Source organism: Ruegeria sp. AN6, assembly GCF_056540425.1.
In genome coordinates, this window is record NZ_JBQFWR010000002.1 from 1 (window position 1) to 21,291 (window position 21,291).

Genomic DNA, 21,291 nt, shown 5'->3' on the forward strand with positions numbered 1-21,291 from the left:
GAATAGATTACTCATGTTATACCCCTGAAACTCAGGGGCTTGAATCATGCAGCCGAGATGACGGCAACCAAATTAATGGGTCCAGAACCTAGGCGTGCCCAAGTTGGGCGCGCAACGCGGTTTCCAGACATGAATGTCGCTTTCAGACCGCGCGCAGGGAAATTTTCAGCCTCTGGACAAGGAGCAGCTTCACGCTAGGGTCGCGCATTCAGGCAGCCAAAGGATCATCCCATGGAAAAATTCGGCAAAAGCCAGCCCGTCAAACGAACCGAAGATCAGCGGTTTCTGACCGGGCAGGGGCGGTACATGGATGATGCGGTGCCCGAGAATGCCCTGTTTGCTGCTTTCTTTCGAAGCTCTGTTGCGCATGCCACGATAACTGCGCTGGACCTTGAAGAGGCGCGTGCGGCTGATGGGGTGCGTCTGGTCATGGCACTCGAGGATCTGACCGATGCCGGGATCGATACAGTGATGAATGCCACCACGGTTGCCAACCGCGACGGCACTCAAGGCGCAGCGTCCGAACGGAACATGTTGGCCAAGGATCGCGTGCGTTTCGTCGGGGAACCCGTTGCGGTCGTCATTGCCGACTCATTGTTGCAGGCGCGCGATGCAGTCGAATTGATCTGGATGGAAACCGAAGACCTGCCGGTCAAGACGGATGTCGCTGCGGGTGGGGAACCTTTGCATCCACAAGCCCCCGACAACCGCGCCTTTGACTGGGGCTTGGGTGATGAGAAGGCGACCAATGCGGCCTTTCAGTCTGCAGCGCGCACCGTCGCGCTGAACGTGCATGACAACCGGGTCATCGTGAGCTCGATCGAACCGCGTGGCTGTCAGGCTGATTGGTCGGGTAGCCGTTTGCATTTCTCCTATGGCGGTCAGGGCGTCTGGGGGATGAAAGCGCAACTGGCACATAAGTTGAAACTGGATCCCGAGGCGATCCGCGTCACCACACCCGATGTCGGCGGCGGGTTCGGTATGAAGGCGATGCCTTATCCCGAATATTTCACCATTGCTGTAGCTGCTATGAAACTGGGCCAGCCCGTTCACTGGATGTCGGACCGGTCCGAAGCGATGTTGTCGGATCAACATGGCCGTGACCTGACCTCGCTGGCGGAACTCGCATTTGATGCGGATCACAAAATCACCGCTTACCGGGTCCACAGCAAGATCAACCTTGGTGCCTATAACAGCCACTTCGCGCAGGCCATCCAAACCCAATTGTTCAGCCGCGTTCTGATGGGCGTCTACGATGTGCAAACCACCTATTTGCGGGTCGAGGGCTTCTACACCAATACCACTCAGGTTGATGCCTACCGCGGCGCAGGTCGACCCGAGGCGATCTATGTGCTGGAACGCGCCATGGACCGTGCTGCGCGTGAGTTGGGCGTCGACCCGTGGGAACTGCGGCGCAAGAATTTCATCCGACCCGAAGCTTTCCCCTACAAGACCGCAACCGGTGAAACCTATGATGTGGGTGAGTTCGACATGGTCCTCAGCCGCGCCGCCGAGCAGACCACCGGCTTTGAGGCCCGCAAGGCGGCGGATGCCGAAAACGGCCTGATCCGGGGGCAGGGGCTTTGTTACTATATCGAAAGTATTTTGGGGGATCCTTCCGAGGGGGCAAAGGTCGAGTTTTGCGAGGATGGAACGGTGAACCTCTATGTCGGCACGCAGTCCAACGGGCAGGGGCATGAAACAGTCTATGCCCAGTTCCTGTCAGATCAGACGGGCATTCCGGCGCACCTGATCAATGTTGTGCAAGGCGACACGGACAGGCTTGCGCAAGGTGGCGGGACTGGCGGGTCACGCTCGGTCACGACCCAAAGCAACGCGACACTGGTGACGGTTGATACGATGATTGCCGCATTCACGCCCTATCTTGCGGATAAGATGGGGGTCGAGGAAAGCGATGTGACCTTCGACCATGAAACCTTCCGCGCGCCGGGGTCCAACCTGACCCCCACGCTGACCGAGGCGGCTGAGATGGCGCGCGCAGACGGGCGCACCGATCTGTTGCAACACGAGGCGCGCGCCAAGTTAGAGGCGCGCAGCTATCCCAACGGCGCACATGTTGCTGAAGTTGTTATTGATTCTTTCACTGGTGAAACATGGGTCGATCGCTACACGGTCGTGGATGATTTCGGTAACCTTATCAATCCGATGCTCGCCGAAGGGCAAGTGCATGGAGGAGTGGTGCAGGGCATCGGTCAGGCGCTGAATGAACATGTTGTGCATGATGCCGAGGGGCAACTGCTCACGGCATCGTTCATGGACTACGCCTTGCCCCGTGCGGCGGGGATACCCATGATAGAGTTTACCTCGGTGCCAATTCCATCAACCGCCAACCCTATGGGGATGAAAGGCTGTGGCGAGGCCGGCACCGTGGGCGCATTGGCCGCTGTGGCAAACGCGGTTCAGGATGCGCTCTGGGATCACGGGGTGCGGCAGGCGGATATGCCTTTCACACCTCATAAAGTATGGGAATTGCTGACGCATGGTTCTGTCGCGGCTGAGTAGAAAGGTACTGGGATGGCTCGGACGGCCCTTACGGTCCGAGCACTCCGCCGAATCGCGCCACCGCGAACCGATCAGCCACGTGATAATCCTCGACGGCACTATGTCGACGCTCGAACAGGGCCGGGAAACCCACGCGGGCCAGACCTTGCGCCTGTGCTGCGAGATGGGCAGCAAGGTTTCTGTCTTTTACGAGGCGGGCGTGCAGTGGGACAGCTGGAAATCCTCGCTGGACGTGATGATGGGGCGGGGTATCAACCGGCAGATCCGCCGGGCTTATGGTTATCTCGCATCCCGTTACAAACCGGGCGACCGTATCTATTTCATCGGCTATTCGCGCGGAGCCTACGGGGTGCGCAGCCTTGCGGGTGTGATCGACGCGATCGGTCTGCTCAAGGCCGAACACGCCACTGTTCGCAATATCAAGCAGGCCTATCGCCACTATGAATGCACCGCCAACGGCAAAGCGGCAGCTGAGTTCCGGCAGGCGTTCTGTCATGAGGATGTCGCCATCGAGATGGTTGGCGTCTGGGACACGGTCAAGGCGCTGGGCTTGCGCCTGCCGCTGCTCTGGCGCTGGGCCGAGGAACGCCACGCTTTCCACAGCCACCAGCTAGGCCCCGCGACCCGCCACGGCTATCATGCCATGGCCCTCGACGAGACGCGCGAAGTGTTTGAACCGGTGCTGTGGAAATGTACCCCCGACTTCAATGGCCATGTCGAACAGGTCTGGTTCCGCGGCACCCACGGCGATGTCGGCGGCCAGCTGAACGGGTTCGAAGAGGCCCGCCCCCTCAGCAACATTTCCCTCATCTGGATGCTGGACAAGGCCGAGCTGCACGGGCTGCCACTGCCCGAAGGCTGGCGCGACCGCTATCCGACCGACACCCATGCACCCTCGGTCGGCACATGGCGCGGCTGGGGAAAGATTTTCCTGCTGCGTAAGCATCGGAAGGTTGGGCGGGACCGATCAGAGAAGCTGCACGTCTCGGTCGCGCCGGATGAGCTGCCCCGTTGGGTGCCGATGCCGGATTTGCCATCGCATCCGGCGCAGTAAAAGGTTGATCATGTGCCAGCGGTTCCAAGATCACCGACACCTCAATGTCAGGCTCGAGCCCATAGTTCCACTAGATGGCCCGCAGTTTTGAGAGCATTGGGCACGAGACATTCCCGCTGTCGCAGTTGGCTGTAAGTTCGACCAACGCCGCTTCTAAGCACCTAAGTTCGGCTACTTTTGCTCGCACATTGAAGACATGGAGTTCGGCCATTTGCTTGACAGATTGGCAATCCTCAACGTCGCCTTCGGACAGGTTGAGTAGCGCTTTTGCGTCCGTGAGCGGAAAGCCCAAGTCGCGGCATTTCTTCAGGAAACGAAGCCTTCCAATATCCTGCGTGGAGTATAAGCGGTGATTATTTGATGCCCGGTCCGGCTTCGGCACGATCCCTTCTCGTTCGTAGTAGCGGATCGTTTCAATACCGACACCGCTTTGCCGGGATGCTTCCCCAATCGCAAACATGTGAGATTTCCTGCCTTGATCCTGTAGCGACTACAGAAGTTATACGAGAGGATGTCACTTCGACAACTCCAACTAATCAAGGGAACGAGATGCAGAAGTACCTAAGCCTCAGCTATCTGGGATCGCTTTCGGCACTTGGTGTCGCAACTTGCTGTGTATTGCCCATGACTATGATGTTGCTCGGGTTGGGCGGCAGTTGGTTGGCAATCTTCGGAAAGATAGCGGCAGCGAGCTATTATGTGTTGGCAATTTCGACGACACTCGTCGCGATATCGTGGCTGGTATCTTACCGGAGAGGTTCCTTGCAGCAGTTGAAATGGTGGCTTCTGGGAACAACTGTGATTACCTGCGTAGCCTGGATTGTCGTGTTCAGCGAGGCCCGGATCAACGATTACCTTATTATGCAGATGTGAGACTATGACAGAGCAAACTGTAGTGCTTGAAAGTACCCTGACTTGCCCGAAGTGCGGCCACAGCGAAACCGAACAAATGCCAACCGATGCTTGCCAATGGTTCTACGAGTGCAAGTCATGCAAAACAGTTTTGAAGCCGATGGAAGGCGATTGTTGTGTATACTGCTCCTATGCCACGGTTCCTTGCCCACCAATCCAAGTAGGTGACAGTTGTTGCGGATGAAATGAACGTCGGCTTTGTCTGCACAGCCGACACTCCGGTCGAAAACACCCTCGCAGCTTTCAGCGAGGGTGTTTTCTTTGTAAAAGCTCGTTACGTCTTGCGTCGTTCTCGACTATGCAACGCTTCCGATAAGAGGCGTGGCGAAGCGCCTGCGCCATTTTCACGTTCTATAGAAATGATTTAGGTTCTTGTGTTCGTAATTACCGCCGACGATCTCTGCGCGAACTCATCGGCTGGAACGCCACGCCCACATGCGCCTCGCAATAAGGCTTGCCCGCCTCAACCGGAAGGCCGCAGAACCAGAAATCTTCGGTCGCGGGGTCGCCGACGGGCCATTTGCAGGTTTTCTCGGTCAGCTCCATCAAGGTCAGCTTCTTGGCTTTCTTCTCAACCTCGTTGACCTTCGCCAGCGCCTCGGGGCTGATCTCGTTCGCTGAGGGCTGCGGTGGCAACGGCTGGCCGGCCGGAATGATTTGGCGGCGAGCAGGGATAGCGGGTTTCGCTTCCGGAGCAGGCGCCGGGCGGGCCGGTTCTGTTTTGGGTGCCGGTTTTGGCTTGGCCTCGGCCTTGGGCGCGGGCGCCGGTTTTTCCTTGGGCTCGGTCTTTGCCGGGCTGGCGCCGGTTGCACGGTTTGACAGACCCAGACGGTGAACCTTACCGATCACCGCGTTGCGGGTCACGCCGCCCAGTTCCTTGGCGATCTGGCTGGCCGACTGGCCATCGCCCCACATCTTTTTCAGCAGCTCTACACGCTCGTCAGTCCAGGACATCATTTGCCTTTCAAAAGCGGAAAGCGGCCCCGGATTCGGGCCGCCTTGGGAATTCGTCTCAGCCCCCTATTCTAAACACTGCGGCCCGAGTTACAAGCGGTCTTCGAATCAGGTATGGGGCAGACATGCAGAATCTCATGGATCAGGACGCGCGCCGCTTTGGCGCGGTGAATTGGATGGGCCTCTATACGCTGGCGCAGCGCGAAACCCTGCGGTTTTTGGCGGTGTGGACGCAGACCTTACTAGCCCCGCTGGTGACTGCCGGTTTATTCCTGCTGATCTTCAACATTGCCATCGGCCCCAGCCGGTCGGACGTGATGGGGGTGCCGTTCCTGACCTTTCTGGCACCCGGCATCATGATGATGACGGTGATCCAGAACGCCTTTGCCAATACTTCGTCCTCGATGGTGATCGCCAAGGTGCAGGGCAATATCGTGGATACGCTGATGCCACCGCTGTCGCCGCTGGAAATCCTGCTGGGTTATCTGGCTGGCGGCATCGTTCGCGGTATCCTGATCGCCCTTGTCGTTGCAACTGCGCTGGCGCTTGTTTTGGGTATCGTGCCGAAAAACCCGTTGATCGCACTGACCTTCGTGGTTCTGGGCGGGGCTTTCATGGGCGCTCTGGGCCTTTTTGCCGGCATATTTGCCAATAAGTTCGACCAGATGGCTGCGATTACTAACTTTATCGTCACGCCACTGGCCTTCCTGTCGGGCACTTTCTATTCGGTCGAGGCCTTGCCGCCGGTGCTGAACCGGCTCAGCCATGTGAACCCGGTCTTCTACCTGATCGACGGGTTGCGATATGGCATGATTGGTGTCTCTGACAGTTCGCCTTGGCTGGGGATGTTGATTTGCACGAGCGCGACCGTGCTGGTTGGCGCGCTGACCTGGCAAATGTTGCGTACCGGCTATCGGCTCAAGGCCTGACGCTGTCGCGCCTCACGCCAGACCAGGATTAGGCCACCAGTTAGGATGATGGCCGATCCGATCATGCTGACGCTGTCCGGGACAACCTGAAACACAGCGAAATCATAAAGCGCGGCGAATATCAGCGTGGCATAGCTGATCGGCGCCACAAAGGACGCATCCGCCCGCGCCATTCCGTTGACGAAACAGGCCTGAGCGCCGGCCATCAACACGCCGATCGCCACCAAGGCCGCCCATTGCTGCGGGGTCGGCATTTGGAACACAAAGCTGACCGCGACCGTTGCAATGGTCAGCCCCAACGCATTGTTGACCAGCAAGATCTGAATTGGAATTTCGCGGCCAGAGAGTTTCTTGATGAAAATCAGCTCCATCCCAATCACTGCTGCCGCGGTTAGGGCTAGCAAGGCGGCGGGTTGAAAACTCGCGGGTGTTGGGCGCAACAGTACCAGTGCACCGATAAGCGCTACAATGGCTGCCATCCAGCGCCACGGACCGACGCCTTCTTTCAGCAGCGGGATCGCCAGCACCATCGCAAAGACCGGGTTCAGGAAGGATATTGCCGTCGCATCCGCAATCGGGATGAACGCAACCGAGGCGAACATCAACGTAATCCCAAGCCAGCCAAAACTTGTCCGCCCGACATGCAGGCCCCAATGGACACGCCCGAGGCGCGGGCGCAGGATTCCAACGGTCGTGACGATCACCAGAAAGGCAAACAAGAACCGCCCGTGGCTGATCTGCATTGGATTCAGCGCAGGCCCAAGAACATCTGTGCCCAGCGCCTTGGCTAGTAATGTGGTGCCTGCCAGAATGGCGCTGGCCACAAGAATCAACAGGGCCGCAAGGGCAGGGTTCTGGCGTATCGGAGTCATGGCCCACCCGTGCGTTAGCGCAGGGCAAATGGCAAGCAGCAAATCCCGGTCTCAGAATGATTTTTTGCCTCATTCGCAAAAACAGGGTTTTCAGACTAAACGCACGCCGCTATACGACCCGGCATGATCAAAATCGCACATATCCTGCGACTCCGAAGCCGACGCTTTACCGCGTAACCGGCCCGTTTGATCTGTTTGCGCTGTCTAAATCCGCGCAATCCCCACCAAATCAGTTGACGACCATGGCCCCAGTGTATCACTCACAGGGCTTAAGCTATTCGAAAAGGATGATCCGATGATCCCGTCCGTTCTGCCGACCTACAATCGTGCGTCCCTGACATTTGTGAAGGGCGAAGGCGCCTGGCTGACCGAGGCGGATGGCCGACGTTTTCTGGACCTTGGCGCGGGCATCGCGGTGAACGCGCTGGGCCATGCGCATCCGGCGCTGGTGGCCGCGCTGACCGAGCAGGCGCATGCGTTGTGGCATGTCTCGAACCTCTACAACATCCCGCAGCAGCAGGCGTTGGCAGACAAGCTGGTCGAACATACCTTTGCCGACACGGTATTCTTCACCAATTCGGGCACGGAATCCTGCGAACTGGCTGTGAAAATGGCCCGCAAGTATTTCTATGACAAAGGTCAGGCCGAAAAGGTCGAGATCATCACCTTCGATGGCTCATTCCACGGCCGTTCCTCAGCAGGCATCGCCGCCGCAGGGTCTGAGAAGATGACCAAAGGCTTTGGCCCGCTGCTGCCCGGCTTCGTGCACCTGACATTCGGAGATCTCGATGGCGTCACCAATGCGATCAACGAAAATACTGCCGCGATCCTGATCGAGCCGGTTCAGGGCGAAGGCGGCATTCGCCCAGTCCCCGACGAAGAACTCAAAGCCCTGCGCCATATTTGCGACGAAAACGGACTGCTGCTGATCCTCGACGAGGTGCAGTGTGGCGTGGGCCGCACCGGCAAGCTTTTCGCCCATGAATGGGCCGGTATCACACCGGATATCATGATGGTCGCCAAGGGTATCGGCGGCGGCTTTCCTCTGGGTGCTGTTCTGGCCACTGAAGAGGCCGCCAGCGGCATGACCGCAGGCACCCACGGATCGACCTATGGGGGCAATCCCCTCGGTTGCGCCGTCGGCTGCGCAGTAATCGATCAGGTCGCGACACCCGCTTTCCTCGAAGGTGTCAACCGCAAGGCAGGCCTGTTGCGCCAGAAACTCGAAGGCCTGATCGCCGATCACCCCGATGTGTTCGAAGAGGTGCGCGGTTCCGGTCTGATGCTCGGTTTGAAATGTAAGCCGACCAATATCGATGTTGTCAACGCAGGCTATGACAACGAAGTCATCACCGTTCCTGCTGCCGACAATGTGATCCGCTTGCTGCCTCCGCTAACCCTGACTGAGGATGATATCGCCCAGGCCATGATCCGCCTCGACAAGGCTGCGGTGCAAGTTGAAAACGCAATGGCTTCGGCCTGAATGTGCCTGATTGAAAAGTGAAATAAAATGAACCACTTCCTTGATATCCACAAAACCGACGCAACCGCCTTGCGGGGCATGATCGATCAGGCTGGTGCCATGAAACAGGCCCGCCTTGGCCGTCCCAAAGCCGCGCCGGATGATGAGCAGCCGCTGAAGGATCGCATGGTGGCTCTGATCTTCGAAAAACCCTCAACCCGCACCCGCGTATCCTTTGATGTGGGCGTGCGCCAGATGGGCGGGCAGACCATGGTGCTGTCGGGCAAGGACATGCAACTGGGTCACGGGGAGACCATTGCCGATACCGCCCGCGTACTGTCACGCTATGTTGACATGATCATGATCCGGACCTTCGATGAAACCATCCTGACCGAGATGGCGGAATATTCGGACGTGCCCGTCATCAACGGCCTGACCGATCGCACCCATCCCTGCCAGATCATGGCTGACGTACTGACGTTCGAGGAACATCGCGGTCCGATCAAAGGCAAAAAGGTCGTCTGGACCGGTGATGGCAACAATGTCTGCGCCTCTTTCCTGCATGCTGCCGGTCAATTCGGGTTCGATTTCACCTTCACCGGCCCGGCCCAGCTAGACCCGGAAGAAGAGTTCATGGGGCTCGCCCGCCAGCAGGGCTCGAAGGTCGTGATCGAACGGGACCCGCACAAAGCGGTTGAGGGCGCCGATCTGGTGGTCGCCGATACCTGGGTGTCGATGCACGACAGCCAGTCCGCCAAGGAGCGCCGCCACAACATGTTACGCCCCTATCAGGTCAACGCCGAGCTGATGGCGCATGCCAAACCCGACGCGCTGTTTATGCACTGTCTACCCGCCCACCGCGAGGAGGAGGCCACCTCAGAAGTCATGGATGGCCCGAACTCGGTGATCTTCGATGAGGCCGAGAACCGTCTGCATGCGCAAAAGGCGGTCATGCGCTGGTGCCTGGGCGTCTGAGATTCACAGAAAGTACCGAGAGAGCCACATGGCTCTCTCAAATCTCGGAGCTTCCCATGCCGCACGTCACCCTTGAATTCTCTGCTGGTCTTGAGCAGTCTCATGATTTTCAAGCCGTCTGCGAGCAGCTTTACTCGGTTCTCGCCGGGCATGAAGAGTTTGACCCGCCAACGCTCAAAATCCGCGCCACCCCGGTTCCGTTTTCTCATATTGGGACCGAACCGCAGACCTTCATCCATGCCATGCTTTTGCTGATGCAGGGCCGGGATGAGGCGACGCGAGCCGAGTTGAATGCTATCATCATGAATGTTCTGGCCGAGGCTGCGCCCACGGTCGGCAGCATCACCGTGCAAGATGTCGAAATGAACCGCACCACATATGCCAAGCGCCTATCAGTCTGATGCAACCCCGGCACGCGCATGCGGCGTCTAGGCGCGCTGTTTCACATCCCAAACCCGCAATCTGACAAGCGTTGCGAGGCTCGCCAGAACCACCAGAACGCACAATGCGAATTTGGTCATGGCCTCCATCGTGCCCTCAATCAGCAGTGCGTGAATGACGCTACCCAGAATGGTCACTATGGCCAACCCTGCATGGCCCAGGCGCCAGACCCGAAACCGCAAGCTTAGGCGTTGCCGAAAAATCCCCATTGCCGCGGCCGCAAAACCCGCCCACATGGCGATGACTCCCCATGACGAAAAAGGTGTTGCAGACACAAAAAGCAATGCGTCCACGACGTCAGGCGGGCTTGTGATCCACAAGCCGATCACATGGATCACAATGCTTACGACAAGGGCCAAGCCACACCGCCTGTGCCAATGGCGACTGTTAACCGGAGAAAGCCCGGGCAACCAACGCCCGGCCAACAAGGGTTGCAGCAGAAGAAGGCACATCCCGATGATGCCCGCAAAACCGGCGAGGATGTAAATCGGCTCACGCCACGCCAGATACGGGCTGAAAGCCGCTGCTATGACCGGTATAAGAAGTGTGGCAACCAATGCCACCCAGATCGCAGCTTGCCTTAACACCCGTCAGACAGGCTGCAACACGAAATGCGCGGCAAGGGTCTTGTCCTTCGCGCTCGACATCACTGGGCGCAGGAATACCGTCTCAAATTCACCGCTGTCATAGGCCAAATGCCCGTGTGGTTGACCAAATGCGGGCACAATCTGAGGCATTTCCAACCGGAACACTCCTTTCGCATCGGTGAGTGTCGCCCCATGGCTGCGCTGATCGCGTTCATGCCCTTCGGTTGTATGGGCCCAGATCTGGATGCGTTGACCGGGCAGGGGGGCTCCGTCACCCGCACGTCGTACGGTGCCGGTCATCCAAAACCCGCCACCGCCGATTCGCTCCACGATCGGCGCGCCGGGTCGATAATTGTTCGACCCGCCCCGCATCGACGGTGTCGGCGCAAGACCAGAGGCGTGCGCAGGTGTGATCACGCCGGTCAAACCGGCTACAATTGTGCCAACCCCTGTCGCAATTAACTTACGGCGATTGATTTCGAGTCGAGTCATTGCATCCACTCCTGTCGGCTGAACCTCATCTTTGACCGGCTTCCCTGATCCGGCGACACCCGATTTCTAAGGATAGCACGATTGTTTATGATTCCGAGAGTCGGCGAAGGTGAGCTTCAGGTGCTCCGTTCCACGCCTTAGCGAGTATCCGCAAGTCGTTCCAAGGACTTCACGATCATTGTGCGAAAATGCACTTTTCTTGCGATATATTTCCAATACATTCAGCATTGGCAAACATGAACGCGTCTTATGGAACCGAATAAACGGAGATCTGGAATGAGTTGGAACCCCACCCATAACCCCGAATGCGCCTCCGAAAAAGATGCTCTCGAAACCTTGATCATCCCACGTGCCCGAGATCTCGGCGGGTTCGAGGTGCGCCGCGCGCTGCCCTCGGTCAAGCGTCAGCTCGTTGGCCCATTCATCTTCTTTGACCAGATGGGTCCTGCCGAATTCATCACCGAGGGTGGCATTGATGTTCGCCCGCATCCTCATATCGGGCTGGGCACCGTAACCTATCTGTATCAGGGAGAGTTCGAACATCGCGACAGCCTCGGCACCCATCAGATGATTCACCCCGGTGAGGTCAACTGGATGGTCGCGGGCCGTGGTGTAACTCATTCCGAACGCACGAGCGCAGAAACGCGCGGCAATCGTCACAACCTGTTCGGCATCCAGACCTGGCTCGCGCTGCCAGAAGCCCATGAGGACATGGCCCCTGACTTCGAGCATCACAAGCAGGGCGCGCTGCCCTATATCGAAGACAAGGGTGTCAGCGCTCGCCTGATCCTTGGCGCCGCCTATGGTGAAACCAGCCCGGTGACCATGTTGTCCGAGACCTTCTATGTCGACGTGCAACTGGACCCCGGCGCATCTTTCCCATTGCCCGACGATCACGAGGATCGGGGTGTTTATGTCACGCAAGGCTCGGTCGAGGTAGCCGGTGATACCTTTGACGAAGGGCGTATGATGGTGTTTAGGCCCGGTGACAAGCTCTCGGTCAGGGCGGGGCCTTTGGGTGCGCGATTGATGCTGCTGGGCGGCGCAACCCTGAGCGAGGATCGCTACATCTGGTGGAATTTCGTCTCGTCCTCAAAGGAAAAGATCGAAACCGCAACGCGCGAATGGAACACCGCCGACTGGGCCAACGGTGCGTTCCATCTTCCGCCCGGAGACGATCAGGAGTTCATTACCATCCCAGACGAGCTTGAACGTACCCGGCCACGGTTGGCGCGTGTATGACTTGACGTCACTCTGGCGCCACTGAACCATCCCGGTGATCATTGGGCCACAGCGGAGGAGTTCAATGAGAATCGTCATCGCGGGCGCAGGCAGCATAGGCTGTTATTGCGGTGCATTGTTGGCAGATGCGGGCCACGCAGTCACGCTGCTGGGCCGTGCCCGCGTGCTGCAGCCGATCCGCGATCAGGGACTGACTGTCACCGATTTCGCAGATCTGGACTGCCATGTGCCCACCGCGAAATTGATGCTCAGCGAAGATCCCGCCTGTCTAGTGGGCGCTGAATTGGTCATCGTCACGGTTAAATCCGGCGCAACAGCCGAGATGGCAGCGTTGATTGCGGCGCACGCGCCGGCGAATGCCCCGGTTCTGTCCTGGCAAAACGGGCTGGAAAACGCCCGCGGACTACGTGCGGTCCTTGACGGCCGCGACGTGCGGGCCGGAATGGTGCCCTTTAATGTGGTGCCAACCAATACCGCGTCCTATCATCGCGCCACCTCCGGCGATATCGTCATCGAACAAGGTAAGGGTGATCTCGCGCTGCATCTCAGTACCCCGAATTTGCCCGTCACCGAAAGCGACCGGATCGAGGCGGTACAATGGGGCAAACTGGTGATCAATCTCAACAATGCACTGAACGCCTTATCAGGTCTGACCCTGCAAAACCAACTGCTTGATCGAAGCTGGCGTTGCTTGATGGCCGATCAAATGGCCGAGGCTTTGCGCGTTTTGAAAGCCGCGGGAAGCGAAGTCGCCTCAACCACGCCGCTGCCAGCATGGACGACCCCACATCTACTGCGGTTGCCAACACCAATCTTTTCGCGGATTGCAGCAAAGATGCTTACCATCGACCCCAACGCGCGTACCTCGATGGCCTACGATCTGATGGAGGGTCGCCCGACCGAAATCGACAGTCTGCAAGGCGAAATCATCAAGCTCGGGCAAATTCACGCGATTCCAACCCCGATCAACAGCCACATCTGCGGCCTTATTCATCAAGCACCGCGCGGGCCACTTGCGGTCGATCAGGTAATACACCCGATCAACCAAATGCGGTCAGTAGCCAGAAGATAACTGCCGACAGGGCTGCGGCTGCAGGAACCGTAATTACCCACGCAGCTACGATCGTCATAAAATGGGATCGCCGTACCAACTTACGCCGCCGACGTTCTTCCCGTGCAAGACGCAGTTCAGCGGGTCGTTGCAGGTTCGAATATTTCCAGCGCCGTTCTGCATGCCATTCCCGATAGAACCCCACGCCAAACACGGCCCCAACTGCGATATGGGTTGAGCTGACGGGTAAGCCCAGCCAACTGGCTACGATAACTGTAATCGCTGCTGAAAGCGCAACACAGAACGCGCGCATCGGGTTCAATTTGGTGATCTGGCTGCCTACCATGCGGATCAGCTTGGGCCCAAACAGGAACAAACCGAAAGAGATGCCAAAGGCTCCGATTACCATGACCCATGTCGGGATTGACACTTTCGATGCAAAATCTCCGAATTCGGCGGCATGGACGATCGCGGCCAGCGGGCCCACCGCATTGGCCACATCGTTTGCGCCATGGGCGAAGCTCAAAAACCCTGCGGAAATCACCAATGGCAAACCAAACAGCGTTTTCAACGACCGGGTTCTGTTCTCAAGGCCTTCGGATTTCCGTCGCACCCAAGGCACGGTCGCGGTCCAGATCAATCCGCCCGAGACCAGCCCGATCAGCAGGGCGAATTCAATATCGATTTTGACGATGCGTTTCAGGCCCTTGACCGAAAGGTAGGTGGCAAAAGCCCCGGCCATCAAGGCGACCAGAATGGGAACCCAGCGACGTGCGGCTGCGATTTTATCGTCCTGGTATTGAATCTTGTGTTTGATCAGCGCCAGAAATCCCGCAGCGATCACGCCACCCAACACGGGTGAGATAACCCAGCTCGCGGCAATTGCGCTCATCGTCCCCCAGCTTACCGCACCAAGCCCGGCAGCAGCGATGCCGGCGCCCATAACGCCCCCTACGACCGAATGCGTGGTTGAAACAGGCGCGCCCACCCAGGTGGCTAGGTTTACCCACAACGCGGAAGATATCAGTGCAGCCATCATCGCCCAAATGAAGACATCACTGTTTTGCACCGACATTGGATCGATGATCCCTTTGGAGATGGTCGAAACCACGTCTCCACCCGCGAGCAGTGCGCCAGCACTTTCGGCAATTGCGGCGATCAGAATCGCGCCCCCCATTGTCAGTGCATTTGCACCAACCGCCGGTCCCATGTTGTTGGCGACGTCGTTGGCCCCGATGTTGATCGCCATATAGGCCCCGAAGGCTGCAGCGGCGACAACGATTAATCCGCCATCGGCGCGACCAAACATAACTGCGGCGGCCAAACCTGCCAGAGCGATAAAGACGAGCGCGATACCGGGCGCCAGCAGCGGGCGCGCCACATGTGCATTGGCATACTCAAGACGAGATATGCGGTGGAGGTCGCTGTCGAGCGCGTGCCAGCGAGCTTTGGGTGGTAGATCAGACATCGGTTTTCACAGGCCGTTCGATTTGACGCCCGCCGCTACCCTGTTCCGTCGAAAGCGGCAACCTTTGTCATGAGAAATATACGTAATTGTTACATTTGCAGCAGCAGATCACGCAATTCAGGCTCCTGCACCCGTCCAGCCGCCACTTTGGGTGAAACCCAGCAGCGTTCGCGTTGATTGGCCTCAGGATAGTCGTCGGCCAGATTCGTCACCTGAACACGATACACGCTGGTGACCACATGCTGCGCCGTGCCGTCGTTCAATGTCTTGTCATAAGAGTATTGGCCGATCGGTTCCTTCGGTACATCCGTCGCCTGAACGCCAGCTTCCTCCCATGCTTCCTGCAACGCAGTCTCGGGGCCGTTAAGGCCATCAATGGGCCAGCCTTTTGGAATAATCCAACGTCCGGTTCCGCGGCTGGTGATCAGTAATACATCATCGCCGGTCTCTGTGCCCCGCGTGCATAGCGCCGCAACCTGCACCCGGTTTGGGCGCTGGAATAACGGTCGCGCGACCTCTTCCCAGATGTTGCGTATCCATTTCGTCATGCTCGGCCTTATTGGACGTTTAAATGGGCGTCTCTCAATGTTGTCAGAAAAGATTACATAATTATGTACCGCAGATTAAACAATACGTCCCTACCTTGTTGAGCAATTTTGGCCGAATTGCAGTTCATTATGTGTGTTTTTGCCGTTTTATGGGGCGAATTCAGGATAGATTTTTGAATTTCACATGAATTTCGAGTTCGACCTCAGGTCTTTCGGCGTTTCGCACGCAGGGTCGGGTCGGCCCGTGTTGGATCTTCAGGCCAGGGATGTTTGGGATATTGCGCCCGCATATCCTTGCGCACGTCCGCATAAGACCCAGCCCAAAACCCCGGTAGATCGCGGGTGATTTGGATCGGTCTCTGCGCCGGTGACAGTAGTGTGATCTTTAAGGGCTCACCACCGATCACCGGGTGTTGGGTCACGCCGAACACCTCTTGCAATCGCACCGAAATCTCGGGCACCGCACCGCCATAGTCGATTGGCAGCTTGCGTCCCAGCGGAGTTACAAACGACCCTGGCGCGCGGCGGTCCAGCTCTTGCGTCTGTGCCCAATCCAGCCGGGCGCGCAGTGCTGGTAACAGGTCAAAACGCTTCCAGTCTTCGGCGCTGCGTACGCCCGAGAGCGTAGGCAGCAGCCAGTCCTCCAGCGCGTCCAAAAGACCCCCTTCCGAACAATCGGGTAGGTCAACACCTTCAGCTCGAACCAACTCGACCCGCGCTGCCAACCTTGCCGAGGCCCCCTGAAGCCGTATTCCCAGATCACGCACCCCGACCAGCATTGCCTGAGCCACAGCGTCCTCGGGTACGTCTTTCCAAATTCGGTCATCCAGGGTGATCGCCCCGAAGCGTTCCTGCCGTCGGGCCACGACACGGCGTTCGCGCTTGGACCATTCGCAACTATCGAGCCATTCAATCTGATCGCCGAATAAATCGCGGATTTCGCCCTCGGAAATCTGCGCGGCCATGCGTACGCGGGCCTCGCGCGGGTTGCCGTCTGTGTCGGTGACCACCAGATAAGGAGCTGTTGCCAAGGTGTCGTCAGCCTCCAGCACCACGCCCTTACCGCCCGAGAGTACATAGCGGGGGGTATCACCCCTGCGGCGCTGCGCGATGCGGTCCGGATAGGCCAAGGCTGCCGTCGCCGCAGGGCTCAGATCGCCAGAGCCCTCCGCTTGCGCACGCAATCGTTTTCCCTCGGTATTGATCCGGTCCAGCGCGCCCTCGTTAACTTGCCAGACGCGATTGTGCCGAAACTTGCGGATATCCCGCAACGCCTCGAGCCGCAACGACAGATCTACAGGCGCGCCACGCAGTGGATCTCGATCTGCCATCAGCGCCGCCAAGGGGGCGGCCTCGCGGCCCGCACGCACCAACATATGCGCGAGACGTGGATGCAGCGGCAACGCAGCCAACGCGCGCCCGTGTTCCGTAATCCGGCCCTTGCTGTCCAAGGCGCCGAGCATGGTTAGCAAGGATCGTGCCTCGGTCAATGCGCCCTCAGGTGGCGAAGTCAGGAACGCAAGATCACCCGGCTCCGCGCCCCAGAGCGCGAGTTCCAGCGCCATTCCGGTCAAGTCGGCAGCTTCGATTTCAGCGGGTGGGTATGCGAGCAGCGCGCCTTCTTCGCCCTTGGACCACAGCCGATAGCACACGCCTTCGGCTACCCGGCCTGCACGGCCCGCACGTTGAGTGGCCTCGGCCCGTGTTACCCGTTCGGTCACCAGCCGCGACATGCCAGAACCCGGATCGAACCGTGCGCGGCGCGCTTGGCCCATATCCACCACCACGCGGATATCGCGTATGGTCAACGAGGTCTCAGCAATCGATGTCGCCAGCACGACCTTGCGGCCTGTCGTCACTGGCGCAATTGCTGCGCGTTGGGCGGCAAATGGCAGGGCACCAAAAAGAGGGTGCACCGTGCAGTCGTTGGGCAGGCGGAGCGTCAAAGCAGCCTCGGCGCGCCTGATTTCCCCTTCGCCGGGCAGGAAAACCAGCATTCCACCTGTAGTTTTCCGTTCGGCCTGCACAACCAGATCAACAAGCGCATCCAAGCGTCGAGCCTGCGCACCCAGAGGTCGGTCAAGCCAACGGGTTTCAACCGGATAGCTGCGCCCCTCGGAAGTGATGAGCGGCGCATCCATCAGCCGCCCCACCGGTTCGGCATCCAGTGTCGCAGACATTGCAAGCAGGATAAGATCGTCCCGAAGCGCTCCTGCCACCTCAAGGCATAAGGCCAGCCCCAGATCGGCGTTCAGCGAGCGCTCGTGGAATTCATCGAAAATTACTGCCCCAACGCCTGGTAAATCCGGTTCGGATTGCAGCATGCGGGTCAAAATGCCCTCGGTCACCACTTCGATCTGTGTGGAATTTGAAACTTTCGTATCACCGCGTACGCGGTAGCCGACTGTCTGACCCACAGGTTCACCCAGAGTCTCAGCCATGCGCTCTGCAGCGGTCCGCGCGGCCAGTCGACGCGGCTCAAGCATCACGATTCGACCATCGCCAAGGCCTGCATGCAGCATCTCAAGCGGCACGCGGGTCGTTTTACCCGCACCCGGAGGCGCCTGCAGTACCGCGCGCCCATGCATTTGCAAGGCGTTCAGAAGGTCAGGGATGGCGTCATCAATGGGCAACCGGGTCATATCGCCTTATCGCCAAAGCGTCGGCCAAGGTCCAGCATCGCCCATCTCGGCCCCGGTTGGGGCTGGACAAACCGGGTCATCCCCTCTCATCTATGGCAAATTCCAGCCGGGGACTGACCGATGAACATTGCCGAGCTTGGCGACAGGATCTTGAACGGGGAGCGCAGGGCACTGGCCCGTGCGATCACGCTGGTCGAAAGCGGGCGTGAAGATCATCGGGCGCAGGCAACCGCACTGCTGGATCAATTGAGCGACGCCAGACGTCAGGCGCTGCGGATCGGCCTGTCGGGCACGCCGGGTGTCGGCAAATCGACCTTTATCGAAAGCTTCGGCATGATGCTGACGGGGCAGGGGCTGCGCGTTGCGGTTCTGGCTGTTGACCCCAGTTCGGCCCGTTCGGGCGGCTCGATTCTAGGCGACAAGACCCGCATGGAGCGGCTGAGCCGCGAGAAAAACGCCTTTATCCGCCCATCACCCAGCCAGAGCCATCTTGGTGGTGTGGCGCGCCGCACGCGCGAAGCGATCGCACTCTGCGAGGCGGCGGGTTTCGATGTCGTGCTGATTGAAACCGTGGGTGTGGGTCAATCGGAAACCGTGGTGGCCGAGATGTCTGACCTGTTCCTGCTGCTGCTGGCCCCGGCGGGCGGTGATGAGTTGCAGGGCGTCAAGCGCGGCATCATGGAAATGGCCGACATGATTCTGATCAACAAGGCTGATGGCGACCTGAAAGCGACTGCCACCCGCACCTGCGCCGATTATGCGGGCGCGCTGCGTCTGCTGCGCAAACGCCCGCAAGACCCCGAAGGGTTCCCCAAGGCCATGACCGTTTCAGCAGTTGAAGAGCACGGGTTGGAACAGGCCTGGGACGAGATGCAGACCCTGACCACTTGGCGGCGCGACGCCGGGCATTGGGCGTCGAACCGAGCTACACAGGCGCAATACTGGTTCAAACAAGAGGTACGCCACGCCTTGCTAGCGCGTCTCGAAACGCCACAGATGCGCGACCGGATGAGCGAACTGGGCACGCAGGTCAGCGCAGGCCGCCTGAGCCCGTCGGCGGCGGCCGAACAAATCCTCGCCGGACTGTCCAACACGTAACACTCTGGCGGATTGATGTGCGCGCGGCTGGTGCGCTGACCGCTAATAGTGTATTATCGTTGCATATATTGCTGTGTTTGAGTGTGAGTTGCTGCGTTTGAACCGGGTTGAGAAAGGGCTTGATCAGCTCGGATCGTGCCTGGATGCTCCGAGGAACGGGACACGTCAGAATGCCCAATATCAATGGCACCAACGGCGATGACGATATCGATGTCACAAATGACAACGGTACGTTGAATGGCACGCCGCAGGGGACACCGATTGATAATATCCGGGGCCGTGGCGGCAATGACGATATCACCATCACCGATAGTACCATTGCCAACAATGTCCTGGGCAACGCAGGTATCGACACGATCACAGTCACCAACAGCACGGTTGGCGGGCGCATCGCCAGCGGGTCCGATGCGGACACGGTTGATGTCAGCGGGTCAACCGTGGGCAATATCCGGCTCGGCGGCGGCAATGACACGCTGAATCTCATCAGCACCACGGTGACAGGCGACATTCGCGGCGGCAGCGGAACCGACACGCTGAACCTGCCTGAGGGCACTGTTATCACGGACGATACATTCGGGGTGATTACGGTCGTAGACGGGGTTGGATATTCAATCTCAAGCGGCACATTCACTCTGCCATCCGGAATAACTGTCACCTATTCGGCGTTCGAGAACGGGTCAGGCATGCCCTGTTTCACGCGCGATACATTGATCACGACGCAGCACGGCCAAACACCGATCCAGTCGCTGCGCACCGGTGACCTGATCCCCACGCTGGGGCAGGGCCTGCACCCGATCCGCTGGATCGGACGGCGCGAATTTGACCGCCCCCAGCTTGAGGCCAACCCCAGACTCTGGCCCGTGCGCATCCTTGCAGGCTCATTGGGCGAGGGGTTGCCGTATCGTGATCTGCTGGTCTCGCGCCAGCACCGGATGCTGGTGCACTCAAAGATCGCCCAACGCATGTTTGGCACGACCGAGGTTCTGATTCCGGCAATCAAACTCACTGCGATGCCGGATATCTACGTTGATGAAAGTGTGGAATGCGTTGAGTATTTTCACCTGCTGTTTGATCGCCATCAAGTGATTTTTGCTGAAAACACCCCGACCGAAAGCCTTTATACCGGCCGCGAAGCGTTAAAATCTCTTAGTGTTGCGGCGAAACGTGAAGTATTCGAAATCTTCCCGGAGTTGGCCGAACTAGATTATCGCACCGATCCGGCCCGCCTGATCCCGCGTGGGCGATTGCAGACACAGTTGATCTCGCGCCATCTGAAGAACAACAAACCTCTATTGCAGCGGTCGGAAGCTGGCGCCACAATGGAAAACGACTTCGGTATAAAGATTTCGCCGCACCCGTCTTGACCCTTCGCGTGATTCCCACTACACGCATCCAACCAGTTTTCGGGCGCGACTTCGGGTTGCGCCCCTTGTGATTTGGCCGAGGGTCTTGTACCCGGCCTCCAGAAACAAAGGAAGAAACCATGTCGCGCCGTTGCGAACTGACCGGAAAAGGCCCGATGACTGGCAATAATGTCAGCCACGCCAAAAACAGAACTCGTCGTCGTTTTCTGCCCAACCTGAACGACGTTACCCTGCAGTCGGAAACCCTGGGCCGCGGCGTAAAGCTGCGCATCTCGGCGGCAGCCCTGCGCTCGGTAGACCACCGCGGTGGTCTGGATGCATTTCTGGCGAAAGCCAAGGATGACGAACTGTCGGCGAACGCCTTGAAAGTGAAGAAAGAAATCGCCAAAGCGCAAGCTTCGGCGTAAGTCTTGCCGACACAAAAGTATTCAGCCCTGCATCCTTGGATGCGGGGCTTTTTTGTCGGTGATGATTGCAATGATCCTGTCCATTGTTTTTAAAAAGCTAACAAAGCGAGCCTTTCCGTGACTTTGTTCACAGAAGTCTTGATGAAATCAATATATGTATATGCATATTGTTGATTTTGGGGGGTCATCATGCTGTTTCGAGTAACAAATTTATTGTCTTTCGTGCCAGCTTCACTTGCGGCGGCAGTGGTTCGATGCACGCGGATGCAA

Annotated in this window: 21 protein-coding genes; 13 read left to right on the forward strand and 8 right to left on the reverse strand. The window is 58.5% G+C overall.

Annotated features, from left to right (window positions below):
• Positions 1–231: 231 nt before the first annotated feature.
• Together ACR0MQ_RS04170 and ACR0MQ_RS04175 are read left to right on the forward strand one after the other, a co-directional pair.
• A complete protein-coding gene (locus tag ACR0MQ_RS04170; protein ID WP_480606185.1) occupies positions 232–2,523 on the forward strand; it encodes a xanthine dehydrogenase family protein molybdopterin-binding subunit in 2,292 nt (763 codons plus the stop codon).
• The gene (locus ACR0MQ_RS04175) at positions 2,501–3,577 is read left to right on the forward strand and encodes a DUF2235 domain-containing protein (protein WP_480606188.1); all 1,077 of its coding nucleotides are present in this window, start codon (positions 2,501–2,503) and stop codon (positions 3,575–3,577) included. The genes ACR0MQ_RS04170 and ACR0MQ_RS04175 overlap by 23 nt, the downstream gene beginning before the upstream one ends.
• A 70-nt stretch (positions 3,578–3,647) precedes the next feature.
• On the opposite strand, the gene ACR0MQ_RS04180 is transcribed toward ACR0MQ_RS04175, so the two are convergent.
• Positions 3,648–4,037, reverse strand: coding sequence for a MerR family transcriptional regulator (locus ACR0MQ_RS04180; protein ID WP_480606191.1), 390 nt, complete (start codon positions 4,035–4,037; stop codon positions 3,648–3,650).
• A gap of 89 nt (positions 4,038–4,126) precedes the next feature.
• On the opposite strand from ACR0MQ_RS04180, the gene ACR0MQ_RS04185 reads away from it, so the two are divergent.
• Both ACR0MQ_RS04185 and ACR0MQ_RS04190 read left to right on the forward strand, forming a co-directional pair.
• The gene (locus ACR0MQ_RS04185; RefSeq protein WP_480606194.1) at positions 4,127–4,450 is read left to right on the forward strand and encodes a hypothetical protein; all 324 of its coding nucleotides are present in this window, start codon (positions 4,127–4,129) and stop codon (positions 4,448–4,450) included.
• Between the two features lie 4 nt (positions 4,451–4,454).
• Positions 4,455–4,673: a GDCCVxC domain-containing (seleno)protein gene (locus tag ACR0MQ_RS04190; protein ID WP_480606197.1), complete on the forward strand. Its 219-nt coding sequence runs from the start codon at positions 4,455–4,457 to the stop codon at positions 4,671–4,673.
• Between the two features lie 200 nt (positions 4,674–4,873).
• Here the strand turns inward: ACR0MQ_RS04190 and ACR0MQ_RS04195 are convergent, their stop codons facing one another.
• On the reverse strand, positions 4,874–5,443 hold the full coding sequence (locus ACR0MQ_RS04195; protein ID WP_170473401.1) for a GcrA family cell cycle regulator: 570 nt from the start codon (positions 5,441–5,443) through the stop codon (positions 4,874–4,876).
• A gap of 125 nt (positions 5,444–5,568) precedes the next feature.
• On the opposite strand from ACR0MQ_RS04195, the gene ACR0MQ_RS04200 reads away from it, so the two are divergent.
• Complete coding sequence (locus tag ACR0MQ_RS04200) at positions 5,569–6,372, forward strand: ABC transporter permease (RefSeq protein WP_170473156.1); 804 nt, start codon at positions 5,569–5,571, stop codon at positions 6,370–6,372.
• On the opposite strand, the gene ACR0MQ_RS04205 is transcribed toward ACR0MQ_RS04200, so the two are convergent.
• The gene (locus tag ACR0MQ_RS04205; protein WP_480606200.1) at positions 6,354–7,244 is read right to left on the reverse strand and encodes a DMT family transporter; all 891 of its coding nucleotides are present in this window, start codon (positions 7,242–7,244) and stop codon (positions 6,354–6,356) included. The genes ACR0MQ_RS04200 and ACR0MQ_RS04205 overlap by 19 nt on opposite strands.
• A 295-nt stretch (positions 7,245–7,539) precedes the next feature.
• Between ACR0MQ_RS04205 and ACR0MQ_RS04210 the strand changes: the two genes are divergently transcribed.
• From ACR0MQ_RS04210 to ACR0MQ_RS04220, 3 genes are read left to right on the forward strand one after another with little or no spacing between them, the layout of a single operon-like run.
• On the forward strand, positions 7,540–8,727 hold the full coding sequence (locus ACR0MQ_RS04210; RefSeq protein ID WP_170772690.1) for an aspartate aminotransferase family protein: 1,188 nt from the start codon (positions 7,540–7,542) through the stop codon (positions 8,725–8,727).
• A 27-nt stretch (positions 8,728–8,754) separates the two neighbouring features.
• A complete protein-coding gene (argF, locus tag ACR0MQ_RS04215) occupies positions 8,755–9,681 on the forward strand; it encodes an ornithine carbamoyltransferase (protein WP_010441714.1) in 927 nt (308 codons plus the stop codon).
• Positions 9,682–9,737: 56 nt separating this feature from the next.
• Positions 9,738–10,082 (forward strand): tautomerase family protein, encoded by a 345-nt coding sequence (locus ACR0MQ_RS04220; protein WP_170772686.1) that lies wholly within the window; start codon positions 9,738–9,740, stop codon positions 10,080–10,082.
• A 27-nt stretch (positions 10,083–10,109) separates the two neighbouring features.
• On the opposite strand, the gene ACR0MQ_RS04225 is transcribed toward ACR0MQ_RS04220, so the two are convergent.
• Positions 10,110–10,685: a ferric reductase-like transmembrane domain-containing protein gene (locus tag ACR0MQ_RS04225; protein ID WP_480606203.1), complete on the reverse strand. Its 576-nt coding sequence runs from the start codon at positions 10,683–10,685 to the stop codon at positions 10,110–10,112.
• 27 nt (positions 10,686–10,712) lie between these two features.
• Positions 10,713–11,201, reverse strand: coding sequence for a peptidase associated/transthyretin-like domain-containing protein (locus ACR0MQ_RS04230; RefSeq protein ID WP_170772681.1), 489 nt, complete (start codon positions 11,199–11,201; stop codon positions 10,713–10,715).
• Positions 11,202–11,477: 276 nt separating this feature from the next.
• On the opposite strand from ACR0MQ_RS04230, the gene ACR0MQ_RS04235 reads away from it, so the two are divergent.
• Positions 11,478–12,443: a pirin family protein gene (locus tag ACR0MQ_RS04235; RefSeq protein ID WP_170772679.1), complete on the forward strand. Its 966-nt coding sequence runs from the start codon at positions 11,478–11,480 to the stop codon at positions 12,441–12,443.
• 64 nt (positions 12,444–12,507) lie between these two features.
• A complete protein-coding gene (locus ACR0MQ_RS04240; RefSeq protein WP_170772677.1) occupies positions 12,508–13,515 on the forward strand; it encodes a 2-dehydropantoate 2-reductase in 1,008 nt (335 codons plus the stop codon).
• Here the strand turns inward: ACR0MQ_RS04240 and ACR0MQ_RS04245 are convergent.
• The 3 genes from ACR0MQ_RS04245 to hrpB form a co-directional block, all read right to left on the reverse strand.
• A complete protein-coding gene (locus ACR0MQ_RS04245) occupies positions 13,484–14,962 on the reverse strand; it encodes an inorganic phosphate transporter (RefSeq protein ID WP_170473126.1) in 1,479 nt (492 codons plus the stop codon). The two genes, ACR0MQ_RS04240 and ACR0MQ_RS04245, sit on opposite strands and share 32 nt — an antisense overlap.
• An 89-nt stretch (positions 14,963–15,051) precedes the next feature.
• Positions 15,052–15,510: an NUDIX hydrolase gene (locus tag ACR0MQ_RS04250; protein ID WP_170541471.1), complete on the reverse strand. Its 459-nt coding sequence runs from the start codon at positions 15,508–15,510 to the stop codon at positions 15,052–15,054.
• 203 nt (positions 15,511–15,713) lie between these two features.
• Positions 15,714–18,152, reverse strand: a complete 2,439-nt coding sequence (gene hrpB, locus ACR0MQ_RS04255; RefSeq protein ID WP_480606208.1) for an ATP-dependent helicase HrpB — start codon at positions 18,150–18,152, stop codon at positions 15,714–15,716.
• 120 nt (positions 18,153–18,272) lie between these two features.
• On the opposite strand from hrpB, the gene meaB reads away from it, so the two are divergent.
• From meaB to rpmB, 3 genes are all read left to right on the forward strand, one after another.
• Positions 18,273–19,250: a methylmalonyl Co-A mutase-associated GTPase MeaB gene (gene meaB / locus ACR0MQ_RS04260; protein WP_170772670.1), complete on the forward strand. Its 978-nt coding sequence runs from the start codon at positions 18,273–18,275 to the stop codon at positions 19,248–19,250.
• A 170-nt stretch (positions 19,251–19,420) separates the two neighbouring features.
• On the forward strand, positions 19,421–20,614 hold the full coding sequence (locus tag ACR0MQ_RS04265; RefSeq protein WP_480606211.1) for a Hint domain-containing protein: 1,194 nt from the start codon (positions 19,421–19,423) through the stop codon (positions 20,612–20,614).
• 119 nt (positions 20,615–20,733) lie between these two features.
• A complete protein-coding gene (gene rpmB / locus ACR0MQ_RS04270) occupies positions 20,734–21,021 on the forward strand; it encodes a 50S ribosomal protein L28 (RefSeq protein WP_008756960.1) in 288 nt (95 codons plus the stop codon).
• Positions 21,022–21,291: the final 270 nt, after the last annotated feature.

Coding starts and splice junctions, on each gene's coding strand:
- ACR0MQ_RS04200 (WP_170473156.1), top strand. CDS start 5,569: ATGCAGAATCTCATGGATCAGGACGCGCGCCGCTTTGGCGCGGTGAAT.
- ACR0MQ_RS04265 (WP_480606211.1), top strand. CDS start 19,421: ATGCCCAATATCAATGGCACCAACGGCGATGACGATATCGATGTCACA.
- ACR0MQ_RS04170 (WP_480606185.1), top strand. CDS start 232: ATGGAAAAATTCGGCAAAAGCCAGCCCGTCAAACGAACCGAAGATCAG.
- ACR0MQ_RS04195 (WP_170473401.1), bottom strand. CDS start 5,443: ATGTCCTGGACTGACGAGCGTGTAGAGCTGCTGAAAAAGATGTGGGGC.
- hrpB (WP_480606208.1), bottom strand. CDS start 18,152: ATGACCCGGTTGCCCATTGATGACGCCATCCCTGACCTTCTGAACGCC.
- ACR0MQ_RS04240 (WP_170772677.1), top strand. CDS start 12,508: ATGAGAATCGTCATCGCGGGCGCAGGCAGCATAGGCTGTTATTGCGGT.
- ACR0MQ_RS04220 (WP_170772686.1), top strand. CDS start 9,738: ATGCCGCACGTCACCCTTGAATTCTCTGCTGGTCTTGAGCAGTCTCAT.
- ACR0MQ_RS04185 (WP_480606194.1), top strand. CDS start 4,127: ATGCAGAAGTACCTAAGCCTCAGCTATCTGGGATCGCTTTCGGCACTT.
- ACR0MQ_RS04230 (WP_170772681.1), bottom strand. CDS start 11,201: ATGACTCGACTCGAAATCAATCGCCGTAAGTTAATTGCGACAGGGGTT.
- ACR0MQ_RS04210 (WP_170772690.1), top strand. CDS start 7,540: ATGATCCCGTCCGTTCTGCCGACCTACAATCGTGCGTCCCTGACATTT.
- ACR0MQ_RS04235 (WP_170772679.1), top strand. CDS start 11,478: ATGAGTTGGAACCCCACCCATAACCCCGAATGCGCCTCCGAAAAAGAT.
- rpmB (WP_008756960.1), top strand. CDS start 20,734: ATGTCGCGCCGTTGCGAACTGACCGGAAAAGGCCCGATGACTGGCAAT.
- ACR0MQ_RS04175 (WP_480606188.1), top strand. CDS start 2,501: ATGGTTCTGTCGCGGCTGAGTAGAAAGGTACTGGGATGGCTCGGACGG.
- ACR0MQ_RS04205 (WP_480606200.1), bottom strand. CDS start 7,244: ATGACTCCGATACGCCAGAACCCTGCCCTTGCGGCCCTGTTGATTCTT.
- ACR0MQ_RS04250 (WP_170541471.1), bottom strand. CDS start 15,510: ATGACGAAATGGATACGCAACATCTGGGAAGAGGTCGCGCGACCGTTA.
- meaB (WP_170772670.1), top strand. CDS start 18,273: ATGAACATTGCCGAGCTTGGCGACAGGATCTTGAACGGGGAGCGCAGG.
- ACR0MQ_RS04245 (WP_170473126.1), bottom strand. CDS start 14,962: ATGTCTGATCTACCACCCAAAGCTCGCTGGCACGCGCTCGACAGCGAC.
- ACR0MQ_RS04180 (WP_480606191.1), bottom strand. CDS start 4,037: ATGTTTGCGATTGGGGAAGCATCCCGGCAAAGCGGTGTCGGTATTGAA.
- argF (WP_010441714.1), top strand. CDS start 8,755: ATGAACCACTTCCTTGATATCCACAAAACCGACGCAACCGCCTTGCGG.
- ACR0MQ_RS04190 (WP_480606197.1), top strand. CDS start 4,455: ATGACAGAGCAAACTGTAGTGCTTGAAAGTACCCTGACTTGCCCGAAG.